The sequence below is a fragment of the Bacteroidota bacterium genome, from assembly GCA_020161395.1.
Lineage (GTDB): Bacteria > Bacteroidota > Ignavibacteria > Ignavibacteriales > Ignavibacteriaceae > UTCHB3.
Genome location: JAIUOE010000002.1, coordinates 211,553 through 236,710, shown reverse-complemented (window position 1 = coordinate 236,710; position 25,158 = coordinate 211,553). Strand labels below are relative to the sequence as shown.

General features: G+C 43.4%; 20 protein-coding genes. 19 read left to right on the top strand and 1 reads right to left on the bottom strand.

Annotation, left to right across the window (positions count from 1 at the left end; all coding sequences use genetic code 11):
• Window positions 1–3 precede the first annotated feature (3 nt).
• The 3 genes from coxB to LCH52_03595 are packed head-to-tail and all read left to right on the top strand — an operon-like array spanning window position 4 to window position 2,884.
• Window positions 4–699 (top strand): cytochrome c oxidase subunit II, encoded by a 696-nt coding sequence (gene coxB / locus LCH52_03605; protein ID MCA0387561.1) that lies wholly within the window; start codon window positions 4–6, stop codon window positions 697–699.
• A complete protein-coding gene (locus tag LCH52_03600) occupies window positions 700–1,563 on the top strand; it encodes a protoheme IX farnesyltransferase (protein ID MCA0387560.1) in 864 nt (287 codons plus the stop codon).
• 1 nt (window position 1,564) lies between these two features.
• A complete protein-coding gene (locus tag LCH52_03595) occupies window positions 1,565–2,884 on the top strand; it encodes a c-type cytochrome (protein MCA0387559.1) in 1,320 nt (439 codons plus the stop codon).
• 92 nt (window positions 2,885–2,976) lie between these two features.
• On the opposite strand, the gene LCH52_03590 is transcribed toward LCH52_03595, so the two are convergent.
• The gene (locus LCH52_03590) at window positions 2,977–3,210 is read right to left on the bottom strand and encodes a hypothetical protein (GenBank protein ID MCA0387558.1); all 234 of its coding nucleotides are present in this window, start codon (window positions 3,208–3,210) and stop codon (window positions 2,977–2,979) included.
• A 282-nt stretch (window positions 3,211–3,492) separates the two neighbouring features.
• Between LCH52_03590 and fni the strand changes: the two genes are divergently transcribed.
• The 16 genes from fni to LCH52_03510 all read left to right on the top strand — a co-directional run bounded on the left by fni (window position 3,493) and on the right by LCH52_03510 (window position 25,144).
• Window positions 3,493–4,536, top strand: a complete 1,044-nt coding sequence (gene fni / locus LCH52_03585; protein ID MCA0387557.1) for a type 2 isopentenyl-diphosphate Delta-isomerase — start codon at window positions 3,493–3,495, stop codon at window positions 4,534–4,536.
• Between the two features lie 3 nt (window positions 4,537–4,539).
• Window positions 4,540–5,517: a polyprenyl synthetase family protein gene (locus LCH52_03580; GenBank protein ID MCA0387556.1), complete on the top strand. Its 978-nt coding sequence runs from the start codon at window positions 4,540–4,542 to the stop codon at window positions 5,515–5,517.
• Window positions 5,518–5,526: 9 nt separating this feature from the next.
• Window positions 5,527–5,793 (top strand): HPr family phosphocarrier protein, encoded by a 267-nt coding sequence (locus tag LCH52_03575; GenBank protein MCA0387555.1) that lies wholly within the window; start codon window positions 5,527–5,529, stop codon window positions 5,791–5,793.
• On the top strand, window positions 5,790–7,556 hold the full coding sequence (ptsP, locus tag LCH52_03570) for a phosphoenolpyruvate--protein phosphotransferase (protein ID MCA0387554.1): 1,767 nt from the start codon (window positions 5,790–5,792) through the stop codon (window positions 7,554–7,556). The genes LCH52_03575 and ptsP overlap by 4 nt, the downstream gene beginning before the upstream one ends.
• A gap of 198 nt (window positions 7,557–7,754) precedes the next feature.
• Window positions 7,755–10,451 (top strand): BamA/TamA family outer membrane protein, encoded by a 2,697-nt coding sequence (locus LCH52_03565; protein MCA0387553.1) that lies wholly within the window; start codon window positions 7,755–7,757, stop codon window positions 10,449–10,451.
• The gene (locus LCH52_03560; protein MCA0387552.1) at window positions 10,448–11,548 is read left to right on the top strand and encodes a hypothetical protein; all 1,101 of its coding nucleotides are present in this window, start codon (window positions 10,448–10,450) and stop codon (window positions 11,546–11,548) included. The genes LCH52_03565 and LCH52_03560 overlap by 4 nt, the downstream gene beginning before the upstream one ends.
• 91 nt (window positions 11,549–11,639) lie before the next feature.
• Window positions 11,640–12,365 (top strand): protein phosphatase 2C domain-containing protein, encoded by a 726-nt coding sequence (locus LCH52_03555; GenBank protein MCA0387551.1) that lies wholly within the window; start codon window positions 11,640–11,642, stop codon window positions 12,363–12,365.
• Window positions 12,366–12,375: 10 nt separating this feature from the next.
• A complete protein-coding gene (locus tag LCH52_03550; protein ID MCA0387550.1) occupies window positions 12,376–14,283 on the top strand; it encodes a protein kinase in 1,908 nt (635 codons plus the stop codon).
• A 9-nt stretch (window positions 14,284–14,292) separates the two neighbouring features.
• Complete coding sequence (gene murA / locus LCH52_03545) at window positions 14,293–15,558, top strand: UDP-N-acetylglucosamine 1-carboxyvinyltransferase (GenBank protein ID MCA0387549.1); 1,266 nt, start codon at window positions 14,293–14,295, stop codon at window positions 15,556–15,558.
• Window positions 15,443–17,695, top strand: coding sequence for a hypothetical protein (locus LCH52_03540; GenBank protein MCA0387548.1), 2,253 nt, complete (start codon window positions 15,443–15,445; stop codon window positions 17,693–17,695). The genes murA and LCH52_03540 overlap by 116 nt, the downstream gene beginning before the upstream one ends.
• Before the next feature lie 33 nt (window positions 17,696–17,728).
• Window positions 17,729–19,159, top strand: coding sequence for a CCA tRNA nucleotidyltransferase (locus LCH52_03535; GenBank protein ID MCA0387547.1), 1,431 nt, complete (start codon window positions 17,729–17,731; stop codon window positions 19,157–19,159).
• Between the two features lie 129 nt (window positions 19,160–19,288).
• Entirely contained in the window at window positions 19,289–20,617 is a 1,329-nt protein-coding gene (locus LCH52_03530; GenBank protein MCA0387546.1) for a TolC family protein, read from the top strand.
• 24 nt (window positions 20,618–20,641) lie between these two features.
• Window positions 20,642–21,922 carry an efflux RND transporter periplasmic adaptor subunit gene (locus LCH52_03525; protein MCA0387545.1) on the top strand — a complete coding sequence of 427 codons (1,281 nt, stop codon included), beginning with the start codon at window positions 20,642–20,644 and terminating at the stop codon, window positions 21,920–21,922.
• 20 nt (window positions 21,923–21,942) lie between these two features.
• The gene (locus LCH52_03520) at window positions 21,943–22,677 is read left to right on the top strand and encodes an ABC transporter ATP-binding protein (GenBank protein ID MCA0387544.1); all 735 of its coding nucleotides are present in this window, start codon (window positions 21,943–21,945) and stop codon (window positions 22,675–22,677) included.
• A complete protein-coding gene (locus LCH52_03515) occupies window positions 22,674–23,909 on the top strand; it encodes an ABC transporter permease (GenBank protein MCA0387543.1) in 1,236 nt (411 codons plus the stop codon). The genes LCH52_03520 and LCH52_03515 overlap by 4 nt, the downstream gene beginning before the upstream one ends.
• Window positions 23,906–25,144 (top strand): ABC transporter permease, encoded by a 1,239-nt coding sequence (locus LCH52_03510; protein MCA0387542.1) that lies wholly within the window; start codon window positions 23,906–23,908, stop codon window positions 25,142–25,144. Before LCH52_03515 ends, LCH52_03510 begins: the two co-directional genes overlap by 4 nt.
• Window positions 25,145–25,158: the final 14 nt, after the last annotated feature.

Here is a 25,158-nt window from a genome sequence, read left to right as displayed (position 1 = left end):
TAAATGTTTAACGAAACAAATTACATTGACAGTGTAAATCATGCTTTCACATTTATTGTGGTCATTTCTGCGGTACTCCTTGTTGTAATCACAATTGTGATGTTATACTTCGTTTACAAGTATAACGCAAAGAGAAACAAAAAAGCGGTGAATATTGAAGGGAACATGGCTCTTGAAGTTGCATGGACCATTATCCCGCTTTTCCTCGTGGCAGGAATGTTCTGGTATGGTTACCTCGGATATGAAGCACTTGCCACACCTCCGGCTGATGCCTATAAAATAAAGGTTATCGGACAGATGTGGAAGTGGAATTTTGAATATGTAAACGGTGTAAAAACTGATACTTTGTATGTGCCTGCAGGGAAACCGATTCAACTGGATGTTACTTCCTCCGATGTGAGTCACAGTTTTTACATGCCGCACTTCCGGTTCAAAAAAGATGCACTTCCCAACAAGAACAACATGGTCTGGTTTCAGTCTGATGAAACCGGAGTGTATGATATTGCCTGTGCCGAATACTGTGGGCTGAACCACTGGAATATGTACACAAAAGTGCATATCGTGAAGCAGGATGTTTTTGATGCATGGCTTGCAGGGAAGGCAAAGGCTGCCGGGATTACATCAGGAGCCCCTGATACTGTAGCCGCACCCGTTGATACCGCAAAAGCGGCTCCGGCAAAAGTTGAGAAGAAAAAATAAATGAAAACACTGCTCGATCTCGTAAAGATAAGAATTACCGTTCTGGTGTCAATAACCACCGGTTTTGGATATCTTTTGTCCAAAGGAGAGATTGATTTTGGTGTTATTTACCCCGTAATCGGGATTTTTCTTACAGCCTGCGGTTCTGCTGCCATCAATCATCTTCAGGAGATTGATATAGACTTAAAAATGAACAGAACCCGGAACAGACCGCTGCCGGCAGGGTCGCTTTCAAGCCTGCAGGTAATATTGATCGCATCTGCATTCATTGTTTCAGGATCACTCCTGCTGTTGTTCATGACAAGTTATGTCGAAATGTTGCTTGGTCTTCTTGCAGTTGTGTGGTATAATGTAATTTATACTCCCATGAAGAGGAAGAATCCGTTCGCGGTTGTGCCGGGATCCATTATCGGTTCGATTCCACCTGTTGCCGGGTGGGTTGCCGGAGGTGGCGATCTTACATCTCCCGAGAGTGTATTTCTGGCGTTTTTCTTCTTTATCTGGCAGATACCCCATTTTTGGTTGCTCCTGTTGTTCCTTAACAAAGATTATGTCTCCTCGGGTCTCCCGACAATTATGAGCAGATTCAGTGAGGAACAACTTGCAAGGATTACTTTTGCATGGATATTTGCAACTGCACTCTCAGCTCTGCTCTTCCCGTTGTTCAATCTTGTAAGCGGTTGGGTTGCATTGCTGATGATCGTCTTTTCTGCCGGAGCACTCGTAATTTATTCCATTCAACTTCTGAAACATGATACGGGAAGGCCCGCATTCAGGAAGGCATTTATGGGAATAAATTACTTTGTATTGTACCTGGTTTTAGTTGTCTCAATCGATAAATTGATTCCGAAAGGATTATTTTAGTATGGATTTTCTCGACAAATTAGTTTTACCCCAGTCGCTGGAGCACATTCAGTTACTGCACTATATGATGATGCTGGTGCTGTTCCTCTACATCCCGTTTACGGGGATGCTGATGGGCGGTCTGTCGCTATCTCTCTTTTTTAAGAGGAAGGCAAAATCGACGGGTAATCCTTTTTATCTTCGTCTTTCATCGGAAGTTATACGAACCGTAACAGTTAAAAAGACTGCAGGTGTTATTCTGGCGATGCTTCCACCTTTTGTTCTGACATTTATCGGGGCGCAGATACTTCATCAGTTGAAAATAGCCGCAACCGGCTATCTGTTTTTTGGCGCACTTCTTGGCGTTCCTGCGGTAATACTGGTTTACATATACCGTTATTCGCTGGAATTCAAGGGGTTGTTCAAATCGATGGAAGGGAATAAGGAGGTTGACTCCTATTTCGAGAGTGCGAGTGATTTGAACCGTTTCGCAGGTCCCTGGGGTATGTTCATGATGATTTCATCAACATATTTCGTGATAGCAGGCATCTCGCTGGGTATCTACTCCAACGAATGGGAAGCTTCGAAAAATCTGCTTCATATCTTCGCATCAGGAAGTTTCTTCATTAAGTGGTTGTATCTTTTTGCATTTGGTTTCGCCGTCACTTCGATAGTTCTGCTATTCAGATTTTTCTACTGGGACGGTGGTTTACAGGATGAGTCGGCTGAGTATAAGGAATTTGCACGAGAGAAATTCTCGAAAGTTGCAATGCTTTCAGCTTTTGTATTGCCACTCCTCATTTTGATTCATACGGTTCAGATTCCTGCCTCATCATTGAGCAAGACAACATTGATGTATTCTGCGATTGCCGCTTTGCTTCTATTTGGCCTATTCCATTCCATTTACGAGATTGTGAAGAAGAAGAACATGAATGCAACAAGCTGGGCATTGTTGTTCGTGGTATTCTCTGCAGTGGCTCTCATTCTTGGTGATCAGAGTGCGTTCAAACAGAGCACAAAAATGAACTCAATAGCGCTTTCTGCCCAGTATGATTCAACCATGAAGCAGATGCTTGCGGCAACAGGTGCAGCAGAAGTCAGTGGTGAAGCAATTTTCCAACAGAAATGTCAGGCATGTCACAAATGGGATGTCAAGCTGGTAGGACCTCCGTACAAGGAAACTCTCCCCAAATATGAAGGAAAACTTGATGAGCTTTACAAGTTTATTGGCAATCCTGTGAAAGTAAATCCTGCTTACCCGCCAATGCCAGCTCAGGGTTTGAAGCCAAAGGAAGTGAAGGCTGTTGCGAAATACATTATGGAGAATTATAAAACGAAGTAGTTATGACTTATTAGTTATTAGTTATGATTTTATGTGTGTAGAAGTTTTGACTGCCTTTCAGAGATGGGAGGCAGTTTTTTTTTGAGACGGGGTTACCGGAAGTCAGGAAGGTCGTCGTTGGAATCGAGATCGAAATCGAGGGCAATGAAGAGTTTTGCACACATCTCGCCCTTAAACTTTCCGGTTTGTTTACAGTTTTTGTAATGTTCTTCCAATTTTATTGTGTCTTTTACATCTTTTGAAAGATAAAAGTCGGAAAGGGAACTTCCGCACTCGGTACAAAAAATAAAATTTTCAGATTCTTTTGGAGTAATTTTTTTGAACATCAGACTAAATCGTTAATTATACTACAAAGATAAGGGATTAAGTCTAATTTTTCAGCACAAAAAAAGGCTGTCTGTTGCGGGAGACAGCCTTAGAAGACGCCTGAGTCTAACCTGAAAAAGGTTATTTAGACAGAAGAACCGGTACCCGGTTGATGACGGTTACCAATCCCTCTGTCTTTTTTACTTTTTGTGCATCATTTTGGTTCCACGACTGAGAAAACCTTAAATTTTTTAAGGAAAAATGATTATTTTAATATTTTGGCAAATGAAATTTAATATTGTATGTCTGACAATAACGAACTGTTAAAGAGAAAAAAAGAGCATCTTGAACTGTGTGCTTCTGATGCAGTGACATTTAGAAATGTAACTGCGGGTTTCGAGCATTACGGTTTCCTTCATAATGCTCTTACCGAGGTCGATCCAGATGAGATTCGATTGAACAGTGACTTCTTTGGATATCAGACCAATTATCCATTCTACATCTCCTGCATGACCGGCGGGACAGACGAAACCGTTAACATAAATTTAAAACTTGCCAAAGCTGCCGGGAAATTAAACATTCCTCTCGGGCTTGGCAGTCAAAGATATGCACTTGAGAGCAACAACTTCAATGAGCATTTTGACAGGATAAGGGAAGCTGCAGGTGAGATTCCGTTGCTTGGAAATATTGGGGCTGCACAGATTGTTGAACCCGGAATGATCAAAAAACTTCAGAGACTTGTAAAAATATCTCATATCAACGCACTTACTGTGCATCTGAATCCTGCTCAGGAGTTGTTCCAAAGGGGAGGTGAGACGAACTTTAAAGGACTTTTGACGGCGCTTTCCGCAATCAAAAAAGAGATGGAAATTCCTCTGATTGTAAAGGAAGTTGGTTCGGGGATTGACGACCGGGCTGCCGACGATTTGTTTTGGGTAGGGGTGGACATGGTTGATGTTGCGGGTGCCGGAGGTACATCATGGAGCGGGGTTGAGATTTTGAGAAACGGCGGCGACAACAGTCATGATTTTTGGGACTGGGGGTTGCCGACCAGCTATTGTGTAAGAGTTATTAACGAACTAAGATGGCAGTATAATTTTAAATTGGCGGCTTCGGGAGGCATTAACTCCGGTATGGAAGTGGCAAAAGCTCTTGCTCTCGGTGCCGATTTTACCGCATCGGCGAGAAGAATCCTGAAGGAATTATTGGAGAACGGAGAGTATGGTGTGGTAAATCTGGTCAGGGACTGGTTTGACACAGTTACAAAGGTAATGTTCCTTACAGGTTCTCCGACACTGGAAGAATTACGAATGTCAAAAATTAAGAAGAAACAGGAATTGATCTGATAAATGGATGATTTTAAGAAACTTTATGGAGAAGTTAAAGAGAGAATTGACAAAGAACTTTCTCTGGTGATGAAAAACAGGGAACCATTGTCTCTCTATGCTCCGGCAGATTATATTATGGACAGCCCCGGGAAAAGGATTCGTCCCGTTCTCGTGGTGTTTTCGGCGCGGGCGGTCGGCGGTTCGTTCGATGAAGTGTTACACGCTTCACTTGCTGTTGAGATGTTGCACAATTTCACTCTGGTCCACGATGATATCATGGATAACTCCGATAAAAGAAGAGGGATGCCAACACTTCACATCAAGTATGACCTCAGCACTGCAATTCTGACAGGAGATGTACTTCTTGCAGCCGCATACGAATATCTTCAGAAAGACCTCAAGGGGAATGCGAAAGCGGTAGAGCATTTTACGAGGGGGCTTATAGAGGTTTGTGAAGGACAAAGTCTCGACAAGGATTTCGAGGTCCGGGAGTTTGTATCGCTCGAAGAGTACCTTGAGATGATTGGCAAAAAAACTGCTGCACTCTCCAGAATGTGTTGTGCTGTGGGGGCAATACTTGGCGGGGGCACTGATGCTGAAGTGGATGCACTTGCAAACTACGGCTTTCTTGTTGGACTCGCATTCCAGATTCAGGATGATCTTCTCGATATTACAGCCGACACATCTGCCCTTGGAAAACCTGTTGGTGGCGATCTTCTGGAAGGGAAAAAGACATTTCTATTTTTGAAAGCGCTCGAGAAAAGCAGTGGTGAAGATCGTATGGCCCTCGAAAAGATAGCAATAAACAAAGGTGCCAAGCCTGATGAAATCGGATTTTATCGCGATCTTTTTGAAAGACTTGGAGTACTTGATGATGCACGGAACGAAGTCGAGAAACTCACTTTTGAAGCACTCGGGCAACTGTCGGTTTTAAAGAATCAGGAGTATATCGAATTGTTTACATCACTTGCAAATTCATTGCTAAATAGAACGAAATAGGCTGTTCTGATGATAAAAAAAAGAGTGAAAATTGTTAACAGAGCCGGTTTGCACACAAGACCGGCAGCAATGATTGTTAAGATTGCATCAAAATACAAATCGCAGTTTTATATCTCGAAAGACGGATATAAAATTAACGGGAAGAGCATCATTGGTGTAATGACTCTGGCAGCAGCTCAGGGGAGTGAACTTGATCTTGATTTTGAGGGTGTGGATGAAACCAACATGTCGGAAGAAGTCTGTACATTTTTCGAGAGAGGATTCGAAGAGCTATGAAAGGATATGATTTGCTGCTGAGCAGCTCGTTCAACTGGTTGAAGGGAATTCCGGCTGCACCCGGGCTCTATATCGGCAAATCGTATGTCTACTCAAAAGAGGCGATTGTAATCAAGGATGGTCAGATTGAGGATATTGATGAAGCTGTTGCCGCTTTCAATGAGGCACTCGAGAGATCGAGAAAAGAGCTCGACAAAATTTTCAATGTGGCAAAAGAAAAGATGGGGGAGCAAAGGGCTGCAATATTTGAGGCTCAGTTACTGATTCTGGAAGACCCCGATCTTGTTGGAGTTATTCAGGATCGAATAGTGGCAGAAAAAAGGGAGCCTGAGAGTATTGTAAAAGAAGAGTTTAACAAACTGACTGCCATCATGTATGACACAGAGGATGTTTACATGAAGGAGCGGGCAAATGATATCGAGGATATCAGAGACAGAATAATCCGGAATCTGAAAAAGGAGAGATGGTCGTCGCAGATAGTACCCGGAACGATAGTGGTCAGCGAATCACTCACCCCGGCTGATACGATTCTCTTTTCGAGAAATGATGTGAAAGGCTATATTACTGAGCACGGAGGATTGACATCCCACGCAGCAATCATCGCCAGATCTTTAAGCATTCCTGCAGTACTCGGTGTCCCGAAAGTGTTGGAGATAGTCGAGGGAGATACTGATCTTATTGTTGACGGTTTTTACGGCTATGTCTTTATTAACCCAACTCAGGAGCAGATAGATTTCTTCCGGTCAAAAATCGACCATTTGAATGCTGTTAATGAGGGGATGAAGGAACTTGTCGATCTCCCTTCCGTCACTTTGGATGGAGTCGAGATAGAACTTCAGGCGAATGTTGATGTGTCGGGTGAAATAGAGAAGCTGGCTTCGAGTGGTACTAAGGGTATTGGTCTCTACCGTACAGAACAACTGATAGAAGAGCTTGGTGAATTTCCTGATGAAGAAACCCAGACCCGCATTTATACGGATCTCTCCGCAAGGATTTATCCCGAACCGGTGACCATCAGGGCATTCGACCTGGGCGGGGACAAGACCAGACTTTTCCATCCTTCTGAAAGGAATCCGTTCCTGGGACTTAGAGGCATTCGATTTCTCCTTGATAATAAAGATCTGTTCAAACAGCAGATAAAAGCAATTTTGCGATCAGCAATAAACAAAAATATCCGGTTTATGCTTCCCATGGTCTCCACCATTAAGGAAATAAGAGAGACCAAAAAGTTGATTGAGGAATGCAAGATCGAACTGACAGCAGCTGGTAAAAGATATTCAGATGCATTTCAGCTCGGTATCATGATTGAGGTACCTTCGGCGGCCGTTCTTGCCTCACAACTTGCGCCTGAGAGCGACTTTTTCAGCATAGGCACTAATGATCTTATTCAATACATGATGGCAGTGGACAGAGGGAATGATCTGGTCGTTGATCTGTATCAGGAGTTCCATCCTGCGGTCATAAGAACTCTCGGTTACATAATGGAAGACTGCAAGGAGTTTAATATCAGTATCAGTATCTGTGGTGAAATGGCGGCGGACACACTCGCAGTGCCACTTCTTGTCGGGCTCGGCATCAAATCACTCTCGGTATCTCCGGCAGCAGCACCTTCAATCAAGAGAACAATCCGGTCATTCAACTATGCAAGAGCAAAGGAACTGGCTGAAGAATGTATCAAATGTCCTTGTGAAGAGGATGTTCTTGAAAAAATCCAGGTATTCTTTGATGAGTTTAATATTCAAAGGACGCGGCATTTAATTTAAATACAGTTCACTGACTGATTATTCAGGCGGATGGATTGACTCTCCATTTTTTTGATAATGAACTCGAGAGATTCCCTGAGCAAAAAAGTTATCATCTCCGTTTTTTTCCTTCTCTGGGTTTTAGCTCCGATAATTCCCGCTCAATCCTATTTCTTTGGACGCAACAAGGTTCAGTACGAAAATTTCGATTGGCGAATAATGAAGACAGAGCATTTCGATATTTATTACAATGCCGAAATGGCGCCTGTTGCAGAGATTGGTGCCAGGATCGCTGAAGATGCATGGTCCCGGCTTAAAGTTGAATTTTCGCATACGATTACTCATCCCATCCCTTTAATTTTTTACAATACACATATTCAGTTTCAACAAACCAATGTTTCGCCTGGGTTTATTCCTGAAGGAGTGGGTGGATTTTTTGAATTTCTGAAAGGAAGGGTGGTAATTCCGTTCCTTGGATCGATGGAACAGTTTCGTCATGTTATAAATCATGAACTCACTCATGTATTCATGACATCGAAAGTCACAAGGTTATATAAAGACCGGAAATGGACATCGGCGAACCTGCCTCCGCTCTGGTTCGTCGAGGGGCTTGCAGAGTTTTACTCCACCAGACCTGATGCCCAGGCAAACATGACAATGCGGGACGCACTCCTAAACAACTACTTCACAGGTCTGAAGAATATTGATGCAGTTTACGGCTCATTTATAATGTACAAGTTTGGTCAGGCATTCATGGAATTTATAAATGAGAAGTATGGCAAATGGTACATCATAAGGATGCTCGAAAACCTCCATCTCTCCGAAGATTTTGACGAGGTAATGTCGATCACGCTGGGGAAGTCGATTGATGAGATTGATGCCGAATGGACAGAAGCCGAAAGGAAGAAATATTTCCCGCTGGTAAATACCCATTCTTCAAACTCTCTGGTAACCAAAAAAATAATTTCCGGTGGATACAATTTTGATCCCATTGTCTGGATCGATACAGTAAGGCAAAAGTATAATCTGGTTTATAGCGCGAACAAAGACGGCTATTCATCGTTATACATCTCTGAGATGGATTCTTCCTTTTCCAAAGAGATCAAAAGAGAGAGGCTGTTGACTGCCGAAAGAGGTGCAGATTTCGAATCTGTTCATCTGTTCGAGCCGTCACTTGCGGTTTCAGTAAATGGTACAGCAGCCTTCATTACAAGATCAAAAGAAAGTGATGTGATACACTTTATTGATCTGAAAGGAAATGAGAAAATCAGGACACTCCGTCTGGATTCCATCATCTCCATATCCGATCCTACTTTTACAACCTCGGGGGATTTGCTTTTCAGGGGTATCGACAAAAAAGGCTTCACCGACATTTACCGGCTGCCTTCGAACGGAAATCTGGTGCGGCTTACCGCTGACCATTTTAATGATCGTTATCCAACAGAAGGGGTTGCTGAGGACGAAATAATATTTGTATCCGACAGAACAAATGACGGGGGGAGGGTTTTCTCCAACATTTTCAGTATTAAAAACACGGGCGAAAACCTGACCCGCCTCACATCGTCAAATTCAAACTTTGCGTATCCGAAACTCACTTCGGACAAAGCAAAACTGTTTACCGCAAACGATGCTGACGGAGTTTACAATCTCTACTCGCTGAATATCATATCGGGCAGGTTTACCGATTCGCTGAAACCTGTCACTTCCTTGTACACGGGACTCGAATCTCCTTTTTCAATCCACGGGAATTCAATTTTCTTTACATCAATCGAAAGATTGAGTTTTGATATCTACAAATTCAGTCTTGACACAAAAGATACTCTCAAACTGCCGTCAGTCTCCTTGAGCTCCCGTAATGTGGCAAATTTAGGTAATTTTGATATCCTTCCGGCAGAATCGAAAAAAGGAGTTGTAAATTATTCCGAGGATTACACTCTCGATTACGCTCAAAGTCAGATTTCGACTGATCCGGTTTTTGGTACAAGGGGTGGAGCGCTTTTCTCATTGAGTGATCTTTTGGGTGACGACCGTTTCTTCATGCTTCTTTTCAATACTGCCGAGACACAATCCGATTTCCTTGAAAATTTTAATGTGGATATCTTCAGGTTAAATTCCAAAAACAGGACGAACTGGGGTTACGGGATATTTAATTATCGCGGGAGGCGTTATGACCTTCGTGAGAGCGACGAGTACTATTATGAAAAGAGTTTCGGGTCTTACTTTGTGTTGCAATATCCACTTTCCTCTTTCGACCGGTTGGAGACCTCAATATCACTCGCAAATGTAAACAAGGATATCATCGGTTTTGGGAATGACACAAAATCACTTCTCCTTAGCAACAGTGTTGCTTATGTATTCGACAATGCATTGTGGGGACCCTCCGGTCCGCTCGATGGAATGAGATTCAGATTTCAACTCGGAATGACCCACGATATCAGATATAAAAATGAGAATTTTTACAGTCTGATAGTGGATTACAGGCATTACCAGCGACTGTTATACACCACAAGTCTAGCTTTTCGGGCATCTGTTTACTGGAACGAAGGGACAACCACACGCAGGTACATAGCCGGAGGGAGTTGGGATTTGCGGGGATATCCGAGATTCGGTTTGCGGGGACAGAAGTTTTGGATGACATCGGTCGAACTCAGATTCCCTTTGATCGACAGAATTGCCCTGCAACTCCCGTTCGTCGGATTGAGTTTCTCCGGAATTCGAGGAGCACTTTTTTTTGATGCGGGTTCCCTCTGGGACAAGACCTACACCGAAACTCTCGGAAGTGTAGGCGTCGGATTTCGTTTCAATCTGTTCAACCTGATTCTGTTCCGGTACGACATCGGCAAGAAGATTGAAAATAATTTCAGCCGTTTCCAGGATGGTCTTTTTTATCAGTTTTTCTTTGGGTGGGATTTTTGAAAAAGTTACTGTCACTCTTTTTCGCTGTAAGTTCTTTATTCCTTACTACGGGGTGCTACTCTTCCATTACTTTGAAGAGGGAAATCACTTCGCCGGAAGAGAATTCCGGAACAATCGTCGAGCCCGATTCTTTAAGAGTGATTACAATTCTCGAAACGAACGGCAATTTTTTCCGGAATTCGTTAGACTTTCACAAGGGTTATCTGTTTGCAGCCGAATTCAGCGGGCGAATCTATGCATTCGAACAAGATACCTTCGAAGAGAATGGTTACGCCTCGACAAGAAATACAACAATTGTTTCGGCACCTGTTTTTCGCGGGAATCAGATGTATTATTTGTACAAGAAAAAACAAAATCCCGCTTTTCAGTTTGTCAAATACGATCTGCTGAAAGGGAAAGAGGAATTTGACAAAAAATTGCCCGCAATTGGAAACGGGGCACTTTTTGATGCTGATGGATTGATGGTTGTAGTAGCTGACAATGGTGTTTTCTTTCTTGACAGCAGCGCAACTTTAATAAAGCAACTTGAGATAAAGGGGAATATTTCCACTGCCGTTTTACAGTTTCCCGGAAATATTGTTGCCGGCCTCACAACAGGTGAAATATGCGAAATCAGCACCACTTCGAAGGAGATTAATTATTTTGACTGCGGTACCAAAGATGTGGTGACTTCATTTTATCCCGTGGGTGACAATTACATTGTCGGATTTGAGAGCGGTGGTATTAAACTTGCCGGCAGGGAAGGTTATGAGTTTTGGAGTGTGAAAACAGCGAAGATTGAGGCTGTTCCCCTGATTTCAGGGGGAGAGGTTATAGTAGGTGACCTTGCCGGGGGAATTTACAGGATAAGCCTGAAGACAGGAGAAATCAGGGGATCATTCGATTCGGGGGGGATGATTGACCTGAAAGCATTTGCAACTAAATCAAGAATTATCATCGCTGCAGCAGATGGCAGGATAATACTTCTCGATAAAGAAAAGATGAAACCGCTGCAGGAGATACAGACCGGGGGGAGAATCAGGACAGAAATTCTCCATTCTGATGGATTACTTTTCATCGGATGTGATAATGGCAAGATATTAGTACTTCAAATTTGATTAATACCCTGAATTTTAATTAATTTGTTTGTGGAATTTTACAGTTTAGCAATTTTTAGAAATTGAATACAGGTACCCGGAAGTTTCCTTTATGAATATAAATTACATTTGTGAGTCAAAGTGTGGACTTGTTCGCGAGACCAACCAGGACCACGCCGATACACTTCAAACAGAAGACGGATTTCTTGCCGTCGTTTGTGATGGAGTGGGTGGAAATAATGGTGGCGAGACGGCATCGCGGATCGCAGTTGATTCAATAATTGAAGCATTCAAAGATACAACCGGGATGCATCCATTGGATCGTTTGAGTGCAGGGATAAGGCATGCAAACTACAGGATTACGGAGGCAGCCTCCCTTGATGTTGAACTAAAAGGAATGGCGACTACTGTCGTTGTTCTTTATCTCGACAAAAACGGTGCATATTGGGCACACGCAGGCGATTCGAGGATATATTTCTTCTTTAACGGAGAATTGCAGCAACTGACAAAAGACCATTCGCTGGTGCAGAATATGGTTGATAAAGGTATCATTACATCACAGACCGCTGAAAAACATCCTTTTAAAAATATTATCACCCGCGCTGTGGGTGAGAAGGATGAAATCGAAATTGAGACCTGTAAGATGGACCTTGACTCATCCGACGAACTCAAATTTCTCCTTTGCACAGACGGAGTCAGCGGCATGATTTCCAAAAATGATATTATCGACATTTTATCGATGGAGGATCTTTCTGAGATGGATGTGAGAATATCGAATCTTGTTGAAGCAAACGGTGCAACTGACAATTACACATTTATAATAATTAGTAACAAATAGAAGTACTCCTATGGTAGGCGCTATAATTGGCAGTTATAAGATAATTTCAAAGTTGGGAGAGGGCGGCATGGGTGCCGTTTACAAAGCTCTTGACTTGAAACTTGAGAGATTTGTTGCCTTGAAAATTTTGAGTGCCCAGACAGCACAAAGTGCTCAATTTATCGAGAGATTTAAGAGAGAAGCCCGGAATCAGGCTAAACTTAATCATCCGAATATAATTCCGGTTTACGGTTTTATAGATGAACAGGGTTACCTTGGTATTGCGATGGAGTGTGTTGACGGTGAAACGCTGGAGCAAATAATTGACAGGAAAGGTTCTCTTGAACTTGGCGAGGCTCTCGACATTCTGCAACAGATTTTAAGGGGAGTCGGCTATGCTCATCAGAAAGGCTTTATTCACAGAGATATTAAGCCTTCAAATGTGATGATGGATGCCGATGGTGTAGCCAAAATAATGGATTTTGGGATTTCCAAATCGATTTATGAAAAAGGAATTACCAAAACTGGAACAAAGATCGGCACACTTCTCTATATGAGTCCGGAGCAAATAAATGCCGAGGAGCCTACGAGACAGAGCGATATTTACTCGATAGGTATCACTTTCTACGAGATGCTCTCCGGTTTGACGCCGTTCGAGTCGGGAACCGAGTATGAGATTATGCAGGGGCATCTTAAAAAACCCGCTCCAAAACTTTCGGCTACAATTCCCGGTTTACCGCCGATGATCGACAAAATAATTGCGAAAGCTCTCGAGAAAGATCAGGCTAAACGCTTCTCAAGTTGTGATGAGTTTCTTCAGGAAATCGGATATGCCCTGAATGTAATCAGACAGGGTCCCGCACCCTCGAAAGACCGCTCTCCGATGGAGCAACAGCAATCTGCAAAAGTAAAACGGTCGATAAAATTTACAATCTTCACGATTCTGGCATTTGCCGGTTTGATCGGGGCGGTTTACCTGTTTTATACACTGATTTCTGGTTTTGGTGACAGTCTCAAGGCTAAGAAGCAAACCTCTCTCGACACCTCGTTTTCATCCACGAGCAGCCCCCAGTATCAGGGGGCGAATCCGTTCGAAAGAATGAATACGGGATTGTCGGTCAATCTGCGGAGTGCTGTTTTTGACGGGTCAGGAACGGGAGTTGCAGTGGGAGACAGCAGCACGATCATCCTTACTTCAGATAATGGTACAAACTGGAGGACGATTCCGTCTCCCGATAGAGTCGAACTCTACACTGTGTCTCACATCCCAAGTCTTGGTTTCATGATTGGTGGAGCCAAAGGCACCCTGTATGCTTTTGTGCCAAAGGATTCGCTGTTGAAGAAAATGACGATTCCCGGCACCGGTGATATCCTGAAGATTGAGACGATGGCATCCGGGAAAGTGGTTTTACTTGGAGCCGGCGGAATGATACTTTATTCTGACGACCAGGGAGTTACCTGGAACAAAGGAACGACCGGCATTACCAACGATCTCTACTCTGCTGATTTCATGGATGGAAGCATCGGAATAGCCGTCGGTGACAACGGAACCTTGATCAGGACTGAGGACGGCGGCAAAACCTGGAACCTGGGACCATCGGTAACAACCACATACCTGAAAGATATCCGGTTCATCGGAAACGGAGTGTTTATGCTGGTCGGTGGCGGTGGTCAGATATTCCGATCCGCTGACGGTGGAAGGGACTGGAGAAAGATTGATGTGAATGTCACTTCACCTCTTATTGCAGTCCGGTTCAACTCACCAACAAACGGAGTGATCATATCCAACACTGGTGATATATTTAGAAGTGAAGATGCCGGAGAAACCTGGAAATATCAGCAGGCTGTTGCCGGAAGTCTTCTCAACTCGGTAACCTCCGGAAAAGCGAGGCTTTACATGGCTGCTTCCGGTGGTGCGATTTTGTATTTGAATTTTTAAGGATTTTTAGTGGATAAATTTATAATTAAAGGTGGCAGGGTTCTTTCAGGCGAAGTGAGAGCCGGCGGTGCAAAAAATGCCTCTCTTGCCCTGATTCCCGCGGCTTTGCTTGCTTCAGGCAGGATGCTGCTCTCAAATACTCCGGAATTAAATGATGTTTTCACCATGTTGAAATTGGTGAGACATCTTGGTGTGGAAACATCCTTTAAAGATGAATTGATAACACTTGACACTTCCGGTGTTTCAGTTCTCGAGGCACCGTATGAACATGTAAAAAAGATGCGTGCTTCTGTTTATGTTTTGGGACCCTTGCTCGCGAGACACGGATATGCCAAAGTTTCACTTCCCGGCGGATGCGCATGGGGACCCCGTCCGATCAATCTTCATCTTGAAGGATTGAAGAAACTCGGTGCGCACATCGATCTCGTGGATGGTTATATAATTGCGAAGAGCAAAAGATTGAAGGGGAACCGAATCAATTTTGATGTCCCTTCAGTTGGAGCCACAGGCAACCTTTTGATGGCGGCGGTGCTGGCAAAAGGGGAGACCATTCTGAATAATGCTGCCATGGAGCCCGAAATCACAAACCTTGCCGAATTCCTCTCGAAGATGGGCGCAAAAATCGGTGGAATTGGTACCCCAATTCTCCACATTCAGGGAGTTGACACACTTCAAGCGGCAGATATTGAGACAATTCCCGACAGAATTGAAGCAGGTACGCTTCTTCTCGCAGGAGCTATCACCGGTGGAAAAGTTACTGTAAAATCTTCGAATCCGCTTCACATCTACTCAGTGATCGCAAAAATGGAGGAAAGCGGTGTTTCGTTCACATACGATGATTCTTCAATAACTGTTGATGCAAAAGGAGTGAGACCCGAAGCGATTAATGTCACTACAGGTCCCTTCCCAGGCTATCCCACAGATATGCAGGCACAATGGATTGCCTACATGGCGACTGCCAAAGGAGTTTCCACAGTCACCGACACAATTTACAGAGACAGATTTACTCATGTGCCTGAACTTGCAAGACTTGGTGCACAAATTGAGGTAAAAGACAATTCTGCCGTTGTGAAAGGGAGCCGGAAATTAAGCGGTGCAAAGGTCATGTCGACTGATTTACGAGCCAGTGCCAGTCTTGTTCTCGGTGGTCTTGCAGCGCATGGAACGACTGAAGTACTCCGGATTTACCATCTTGACAGAGGCTACCAACGACTTGAAGAAAAACTTCGTAATTTGGGGGCTGATATTGAACGCGTTCCGGGTACTGAATATTAAATTCCCGGAAGACAAAAATTTTCTGATTGCGTCCGGATTTCTGCTCGCGGTCAATATCCTGTTCCTTTTTCTGCCTGTACTGAAGTTTTTTAGCTACGAGGCATCTGTTTTAAATGCAGTCCTGATAACATTCTTATCGGGACTGTCTTATTTTAAATCAACCCTTGAGGTATCTAAACCCGGGGGCGGGTTAAAAACTTTTATTACTAAAGCGGTTATTTATCTTCTGATCCCTCCTGTGGTTTATTTCTTTGGTCACCTTTTCCTTGGCGACTGCAGTTTCCTGAACGGGATTAAATATTATACGGTCTTTTGTCTGACAGCTCCTCTTGTTGGTGGGGCGATATCGGCTGTTGTTCTCCTTACCGGAATAAAGTTTAGGAAAACGGTTTTCACTATTCTGTTTATGCTCGTCCTTTTCAACTGGATTGTTGACTTCTACCTGTACCCGCAATTCTACCTTTACAATGCCATTTTCACTTTCTACCCGGGGGTGATTTATGATGAATTCATTCCGGTTACCGAAAAAATGGTGCTATACAGGGGTGTAATTTCAATTATTTCACTTGTCATTATCATTGTGGAAATCGCATTCAGAACGAAGGAAATCAGGGAACGGCTGATTTTTGGGGTAGTAATTATCATCCTGCTTCCGGCGATTTCATATTTCGCTTCCCGTGAAGCCGGCTTGATTTCACTGCGCGAAAATTTCACCGAAAATTTCAAAGACGGGGTGGTTACACCTCACTTCCTGATTTTATCCGAGGAAAAACTGACACCTTCAGAGCTGGAATATGTGGCAAATCTCCACGAAGTATATTACCATGAACTTGTGAAATACTATAAAATAAAACCTCCGGAACACCTTCAGTCGGTAATATTCAAGGACTCAAAAAGCAAAAAGATGTATCTCGGAGTTGAAAATGCCGATGTAGCCAAACCATGGTTGAGGCAGGCATATACAACCAGAGCCAATCTGGAGAAATCTTTGAAACACGAACTGGCTCACCTTTTTACTGCTGAATTTGGCTGGAGCATTTTTAAGGTTGCTCACAATTTTAAGCCGGGTCTGATAGAAGGAGCAGCCACCACTGCGGATGGTGTTGTTGGAGGTTATGCAATTGATGAATTTGCCGCAGCAGCTCTGAACTCGAAATACAGAGTGGAGGTTGAGCAGGTTTTTCCCGGTTTTGGTTTTTTTAATGTAAATCCGACTCTTGCTTATCTCGTCAGCGGAGCGTTCAGCAGGTTTTTGATTGAGACCTCAGGTATTCAAAAATTCAGAGAGTACTACGAAACAGGAGATTTTGAGGCTGTTTACACGAAACCGCTGGAGGAGTATTCGGGTGAATTTAAAAAGAAGATGTCTCTGGTTCGGAGTGATATAAGTCAGGGGACACTCGATTTTTATTTCGACAGAAAACCCCTTCTGCAGAAAACCTGTCCGAGATATTTCGCAGAGCAGATGGCTGAGGCTTCTGATTATTTCAGAAACAAAGACTGGACCGGCGCTTTGGAAATATATCAACGGCTTTCAGAATCGGCAGGAAGTTTCTCAACAGTTGCGGGGAAAATCAACTGTCTGATGCTCCTTAAGGAGAATTCAAAAGCCCTCGCAGTGATCGAAGAATATCAAAAAAACAACCTGTCATACTCTGACAGACTGAATTCTCAACTGCTCAGGTATTCGATTGTGTATCTCACGGGAGACACCGTGGCAGTCCGAAACATCAGAAAATTGTTTTATGATCACGATGTCCCTGATTTTATGTTGAGCGCTTTTAAGCTTCGGGAACAGCTGTTGGAGAACGGTGTGGACCCGTTTCTCTACAGTTCACTCGGTTCCGGAGAGAGACTGCAAACTCTCAGTTCAATAAAGAAGAAAAACAGTGTAATATACGAGGCAATAGTTGATATTTTGTACAACGGAGTGTTACCTTTCCCCGGTGGGATCAATCTAAAGGATTGCCTTGGCAACATTTCAGACAGCGGAAAGTTGAAACTGTGTACTGTTTTGGTTAGATCGGATAAACCAGAAAATGTTACAGTTGTACTGTCGGAAATTGATGAAAAAAAATTGTTGTCGCAACAGGAAATTTCAAAATATCGTATATTTAAGGCTGTGTTTGCAAAATAGTGGAGAAGTGAAAGCCGTTTGATCAAGAGTGATTTGGAAATTAAAGATTTAGTAGTTGGAAATCTGCAAAAACTGCCTTTTATTGAGGCAGCGGCAGAAATTGCCGGACAGAGGAGCGAGAAGGCATTCGTGGTTGGTGGATATATTAGAGATCTGATTCTTGGAGCAGGAAAACAGGATATCGATATTCTGGTGGTGGGAGACGGGACTGCATTCGCTGAAGATCTCGGCAGGAAACTTGGGGTAAAGGATATCATAGTCTATGGTAATTTCGGGACTGCAAACTTCAAATATGGAGATTATGATCTGGAATTTGTGGGAGCAAGGAAGGAAAGTTACAAGCCAGAAAGTCGAAATCCGGAAGTAGTACCCTCCACTTTCGAGGATGACATTTCCAGAAGGGATTTTACAATAAATTCCATTGCAGTATCAATAAACAGAGATTCTTTCGGTGAGATTTCCGACCTCTACAACGGTATTGGGGACATTTTCGCCGGTGTTCTGAAAACACCCCTTGAGCCTGACACAACTTTCGATGACGATCCTTTGAGGATTATGCGAGCCATTCGTTTCGCAGCAAGGTTTGGATTTACTGTTGATCCGGAAGTTTTTGAAGCCATGAAAAGAAAGGCATCGAGGCTCGAGATTGTAAGTCAGGAGAGAGTAACGGATGAATTTTTAAAAATACTCGGTGGCGAGAGACCGGGAGACGGCTTGAGATTGATGTACGAATCGGGAGTCATGAAGATTGTGTTTCCCGAGGTTGACAAGCTTGGCGGAGTTGATCAGATAAACGAGTATCACCACAAAGATGTGTTTTATCATACATGTCTGGTGGTGGACAATATCTCAAAAGCCACGGGGGATGTGTGGCTGAGGTTCGCAGCACTCGTTCATGATATCGCAAAACCTCAGACCAAGAGATTTGTTGAAGGAACGGGATGGACATTTCACGGACATGAAGAACTGGGTGCCCGGATGATGAGGGGTATCTTTCAGAGAATGAAATTTCCGTTTGTGAAGATAAATTATATAAAAAAACTGGTAAGACTTCACCTGAGACCTGTAGCTCTTTCAAATGATTCAGTGACCGATTCGGCAATCAGGAGACTTATTGTGGAGGCAGGAGATGATCTTGACGACCTGATAACACTCTGCCGGGCTGATATTACAAGTAAAAACGAGTATAAAGTAAAAACAATACTGGCAAATTACGACAGGGTGATGCAAAGGGTACTCGAGGTCAGGGAGAAGGATGCCCTTCGTGCATTCCAGTCGCCAGTTCGTGGCGAGGAGATAATGGAAGTGTTGAAACTGAAACCCGGGCGGGAAGTGGGAATCGTAAAAAAGGCAATCGAGGAGGCAATTCTCGAGGGGATTATTCCCAACGAATATGATGCAGCTTATAAATATATGCTGGATGAGGCGGCAAATCTTTTGAATCCGGGCAATAAGACCGCCTGATATCAAAAATGTTCCGCCATTCATAAATAAATGTAACCGTTTATAAACTAATTTCCTGTGTTAACTGCTGATTACATAATTTGTGACGGTGATTACAGAAAATAGACAAAAATCACTTTGGAGTGACTAATGAATAAATTGTTTGCAGCATTTTTTGCTATTATTCTCTTATTCAATGCCGCGGCACAAGAGAAGAAAATTTTAACCATCGACGAAGCGATCCGGCTTGGTTTCAGGAACAATCCAAATGTTCTGAAGTCAAAAAACCAGATTGAAAGTTCGAAAAGCAATCTGCTTTCATCGAGAAGCGATTTGTATCCGACAGTTACAGGTAATGCATCCTGGGACTGGTCGAGAACCGACTTTAAGGTCGGCGATTTTTCGCTGAAAGATGAAAGAAGAAGCTGGGGGCTGGGTGTGAGCTCCAGCTATACAGTTTTTGACGGTTTTGCCAAATACACCTCAATTGGTATGAAAACCAGAGATATTCAGGCTGCCAAACTGAATCTTGTGCGTCTGCAGCAGGAGATAGTTTATCAGACCATTACTCAATATTACAATATTCTCAACTTCACCGAACTGGTAAAAGTGAGAAAGGAAAATCTTGACTGGAACAAAGAAAACCTGAAGATTATCGAGGCAAAAGTGAAAGTCGGGTCAGGCATTCTTACTGATGTCAGGCAACAGGAAGTAAAGGTAGGACAGGCAGAACTTGACCTTCTTCAGGCAGAACAGAGCCTGAACGATGCCAAGCAGAGGCTTTATTATTATCTCGGACTTGATGTTACTGAGGATTTCCAGTTTGTTGATGGAACAAAGCTGCTCACCCCACTGAAAAAGGACACCGTAAGTGGCGATAACTGGTATGACAGATCTTTGGATGAACTCGTGGCTGAAGCCATGAAAAAGAGATCTGATGTTAGAAAGGTTGAAGTCGATCTTCAAAATGCTGCGTCAGGTGTGGAACTTGCTCAGAGTGCGAATATGCCAAGAATAACAAATTCAATATCATATTCACTTGGTGGAACAACCCCATGGAACATACTCGATAACCGGACAATCAGTTTTGGATTCAATCTGAGCATTCCAATCTTCAGCGGATACTCAATCACCGCAAATGAGCAACTCGCTCAAATTCAGGTCAAGAACAAACAAATCGAATTGACAGATCTTCAGAAGGCGATAAAAAGAGATTTGCTGCAGTCATATCTTGAACTCAAGACTACTGAAAAGAAGATAGATGTTGCACGCAAAAGCATTATTTCCGCAGAAGCCAACAGAGACCTTGAAGAGGCAAGATATAAAGTAGGTTCAAGCACTTTAATTAATCTGCAGCTTGCAAATACCGACCTCGTCAGAGTACAGGTTGACTATTTGAACTCACTTTTTGACCTGTTAAAACTTGAAGAACAATTAAAGTACGATCTTGGATCGATTAATACAGAGAATTTTGAATAAGACATTTTATTTTTGGAGATAGAGATGGCTGAGAAAAAGCGCTCAAAAAAGATATTGGTTTTCGGTATACTTTTCGTCCTTTTGGCAGTAATAATTGGACTGATCATAGCGAAAGGTTCCAAGGAAGAGATTCCTGTGGTTCAGACAGAGAAAGCTGTAATGCGTACAGTTACCCAGACCGTAACTGCTACAGGAAAAGTGGAAGCAGAGTTTAAAGTGCTTATTACACCTGAAGTTACAGGTGAAATAACCCAGCTTGCGGTAAAGGATGGAGATAATGTAAAGCAGGGTGACCTTCTTTTCAAAATAAAATCCGATATCTATGCGTCACAGCTTGAAAGAGCTGAAGCCAGCCTCGAATCCACCAAGGCATCGAAGGCGCAGAGAGAAGCTGAGCTGATGAGACTGCAACTCGATCTCAACAGGATGGAGGAGCTGTTCAAAAAAGGCATGGCAAGTCAGGCGGAATTCGATCTGATTAAGGCTCAATGGCTTTCAGCAAAAGCGGGTCTTGACGCCGCAAATGCAAATATTTCTCAAAACATGGCTGCTGTTCGTGAGGCACGCGAGCAACTTGCAAAAACCACGATAAACTCTCCTCTTACGGGAACTGTCACAAAGCTCAATGTTGAGAAGGGTGAAAGAGTGCTGGGAAGCGGATTTAGTCAGGGTACCAATGTGATGACGATTTCCGACCTGAAGAACATGGAAGCAATCGTCGATGTTGATGAAAATGATATTGTAAATGTAAAACTTGGTGATACGGCTAAAATAAAAGTTGACGCCTACGGTGATAAACAGTTCCTTGGAATTGTATCCGAGATATCAAACAGTGCTAAAACCACCGGTCAGGGCACACAGGAACAGGTGGTGAATTTCGAAGTTAAAATTAAGATTCAGGATGCTGAATCAGTGCTTCGTCCCGGAATGTCGTGCAATGCAATCATCGAGACCGAGACCATGGTGAATGTGGTTACAGTTCCAATACAGTCTGTAACTGCCAAAATAGAGGACATGAAACCGGCAGACAATCCGGATGAGCAAAATGCTGCCGTAAAGAAGAAAAACCCTGCTAAAAAAGACAAACCTGATGAGATAGTGTTCGTGATCGACGGTGGCAAAGTCAAGGAAGTACCGGTAAAAAGTGGTATCAGCGACGATAATTACATCGAGATTAAGTCCGGTCTGAAACAGGGACAGGAAGTCGTAAGCGGACCTTACAGGGCTATCTCCCGCGAACTGAAAAACGATATGCTCGTAAAAGTCGACAATGGCGGTGGCGGACCAAAGCAGGAAAAGAAATAGAAATTGAGTGTTAAATGAACATAATAACCATTGAGAACATAAAGAAGATCTATAAGATCGGTACTCAGGAAGTTCGTGCGCTTGCGGATGTTTCGTTGAAAATTGATGCAAATGAGTATGTCGCCATCATGGGACCATCGGGTTCCGGCAAATCAACATTGATGAACATGCTTGGTTGTCTCGATACCCCGACAAGCGGAAGGTACGAGTTCAAAGGAAACAATGTGAGTCAAATGTCGGATAATCAGCTCGCCGAGATCCGTAACCGTGAGATTGGTTTTGTTTTCCAGACATTCAACCTCCTGTCGCGAAGCAATTCTCTCCATAATGTTGAGTTGCCCCTGATTTATTCAGGTATGCCAAAACACGAAAGAAGAGAAAGGGCTGAGAATGCACTGAAGAGTGTGGGACTGGGCGACAGAATCCATCACAAACCAAACGAACTTTCCGGCGGCCAGAGACAGAGAGTGGCTATTGCGAGAGCACTGGCTACAAATCCTGCAATTATTCTCGCTGATGAACCGACAGGTAACCTTGATTCCAAGACAGGTGAAGAGATTATGGCTCTGTTCCATGAGATTCATCAAAAAGGGAACACCATTATTCTTGTCACACACGAGGATGAGGTTGCGCGTCATGCACAGAGAATAATCAGACTAAAAGACGGACTGATCGAGAGTGATAAATCAGTTGTTAACCGGATCATTCCCGGATTGATTGTCAGCGAACATAAAGATGGAGTTCAAACAATTTGAGTACCTTTTTGTATGAGATCAAAGAAGGACTTCTGATAGCTTTCACAGCTATCAAGGCGAACAAGATTCGAACTTTTCTGACGACTCTCGGCATAGTAATCGGTGTTACTTCAGTTGTATTGATGTCGACTGCCATTAAGGGTATTGATGGTGCATTCCAGCGGGGGATCAGTTCCCTCGGTTCAGATGTGCTTCATATCGACAAGTGGGAATGGTTCAGTAATGTCGACTGGTGGAAAATCAGAAAAAGACCCAATATAACTATGGAAGATTACGAGAAATATAAAAGACTCGCAAAACTTCCCGTGGCTGTGGCTCCAACCATCTGGTCGAATGAAACTGTTAAGAACGGTGAACTTGCGATGGAGAATATTTTCGTCTCCGGTTCCACTGCCGAGTATCTTGAAACCACGAATTTTACTTTTAAGTCGGGAAGATTCTATTCCGACATCGAGAGCAAGTCTTCAAGATATGTCGCGGTACTCGGTTCGGAGGTGGAGAAAAATCTCTTCCCTGCGGGTAACAGCCTCGGTAACATAGTCAAAATTGGAGGTTTCGACTTCCGGGTTGTGGGTGTGTTAAATGAACAGGGGAGCTTCATCCTTGGCAATTTTAACCCTGACAAGCAGGTTTTTGTCCCGATCGGAGTTCTGTTCAAACATTTTGTGAATTCAAATTTCAGAAGTGTTACTATTGATGTAAAAGCTCCAAGTAATGCCATGGTGAATGAGGTAAAGGATGAGGCAATCGGGGTGATGAGAAAAGTAAGAGGCTTGCGTCTTGGTGACGACAACAATTTCTCTGTAAACCAGCAGGAAGGGTTGATGGAAAACTACAACTCCACTGTAGGGGTTATCTCAGTCGGCGGTCTTTTCATCACAGGTCTCTCCCTGTTTGTGGGTGCAATTGGCATCATGAATATCATGTTTGTGTCTGTGAAAGAAAGAACCAGAGAGATTGGTGTAAGAAAGGCTATCGGAGCGAAAAGAAGGACCATTTTATTACAGTTTCTGATGGAATCGTCGGCAATATGTCTGCTGGGAGGATTGGTCGGTCTCATAAATGCCGTTTTGCTTAGTATGCTGGTCAATCAGTGGCTGCCGACATCAGTTCAGTATGATGCGGTTGTAATAGCTATTGTTATTTCTCTGATAGTCGGAGTTCTGGCGGGATTTGCCCCGGCATGGCAGGCATCCAAACTTGATCCTGTGGAGGCATTGAGGTACGAATGACAAGTTTTTTTGAATCATTAATACTAGCTCTGGGGGCGCTCAGAGCAAACAAACTTAGAGCTGCTCTTACAATTCTTGGAATTGTAGTCGGTATTTTTTCAATCATAGTGATTATGACAGTGATCACGATGCTCCAGACAAGCATCGAGGAAGGTGTCGCATCACTTGCCAAGAATACCTTCCAGATACAAAAATTCCCTGCAATCCGTTCAGGTGGTCCTGGGGCGATGGCGAAATACAGAAACAGAAGGGACATCACCCTTGAGGAGTATTACCGGCTTAAAGACGGACTGACTGTTGCAAAGTTTGTTGGTGCCGAGCAGTGGCAGTTTGGTAAAGTAATAAAATACCGTAACAAAGAGACCAACCCTAATGTGTCGATTTCAGGAATTACAGCTCTTGCCATAAAAACCAACGACTGGAAAGTGGAGTTTGGGAGGGAAATTCGCGATCTCGATGTTCAGAACAGTAATAATGTTGTCATCCTGGGAAAAGATGTTGCCACGAAAATTTTTGATAATGTTGATCCGATAGGTAAGGAAATCAGAGTGGACGGCAAACCTCTGAAAGTGATTGGCGTGTATGAAGGTCAGGGACAGATGTTTGGTCAGAGCCGTGACAACTTTGTTACGATTCCTATTACGACTTTTCAGGGATACTACGGAAAATATAAAAACAGTGTGAATATAACTGTCACTTCACATTCCAAGGAAGACTACGATAAGGTTATTGAAACTGCGATCGGGATGATGCGTTCCATCAGGAAAAACGCACCCGGTGAAGAGAGTGATTTCGAGATTTTCAGCAATGAATCTGTGTTGAGTCAAATTAACGATGTGACTATCTATGCCAAGATCGGTGCCGGAGTGGTTTCCTTCATCGCATTGCTTGCAGCCGGAATTGGTATCATGAATATTATGCTGGTCTCTGTGACAGAGCGAACAAGAGAAGTTGGTATCAGAAAAGCAATCGGGGCGAAGAGTTATCAGATCTTGCTCCAGTTCATGATTGAAGCGATACTTCTCTGTTTCCTTGGCGGACTTGTGGGCATTTTCCTCGGAGTGGGTATCGGAAATCTTGCCGGATCATTCCTCAACGCTAAAGCAGCCGTACCCTACGACTGGATTCTTATTGGCATCGGCCTCTGCATAATGGTTGGTGTACTTTTTGGAACCTACCCGGCATACAAAGCCGCAAATCTTGACCCGATTGAAGCGCTGAGGTATGAACAATAATTATTAGGTATTAG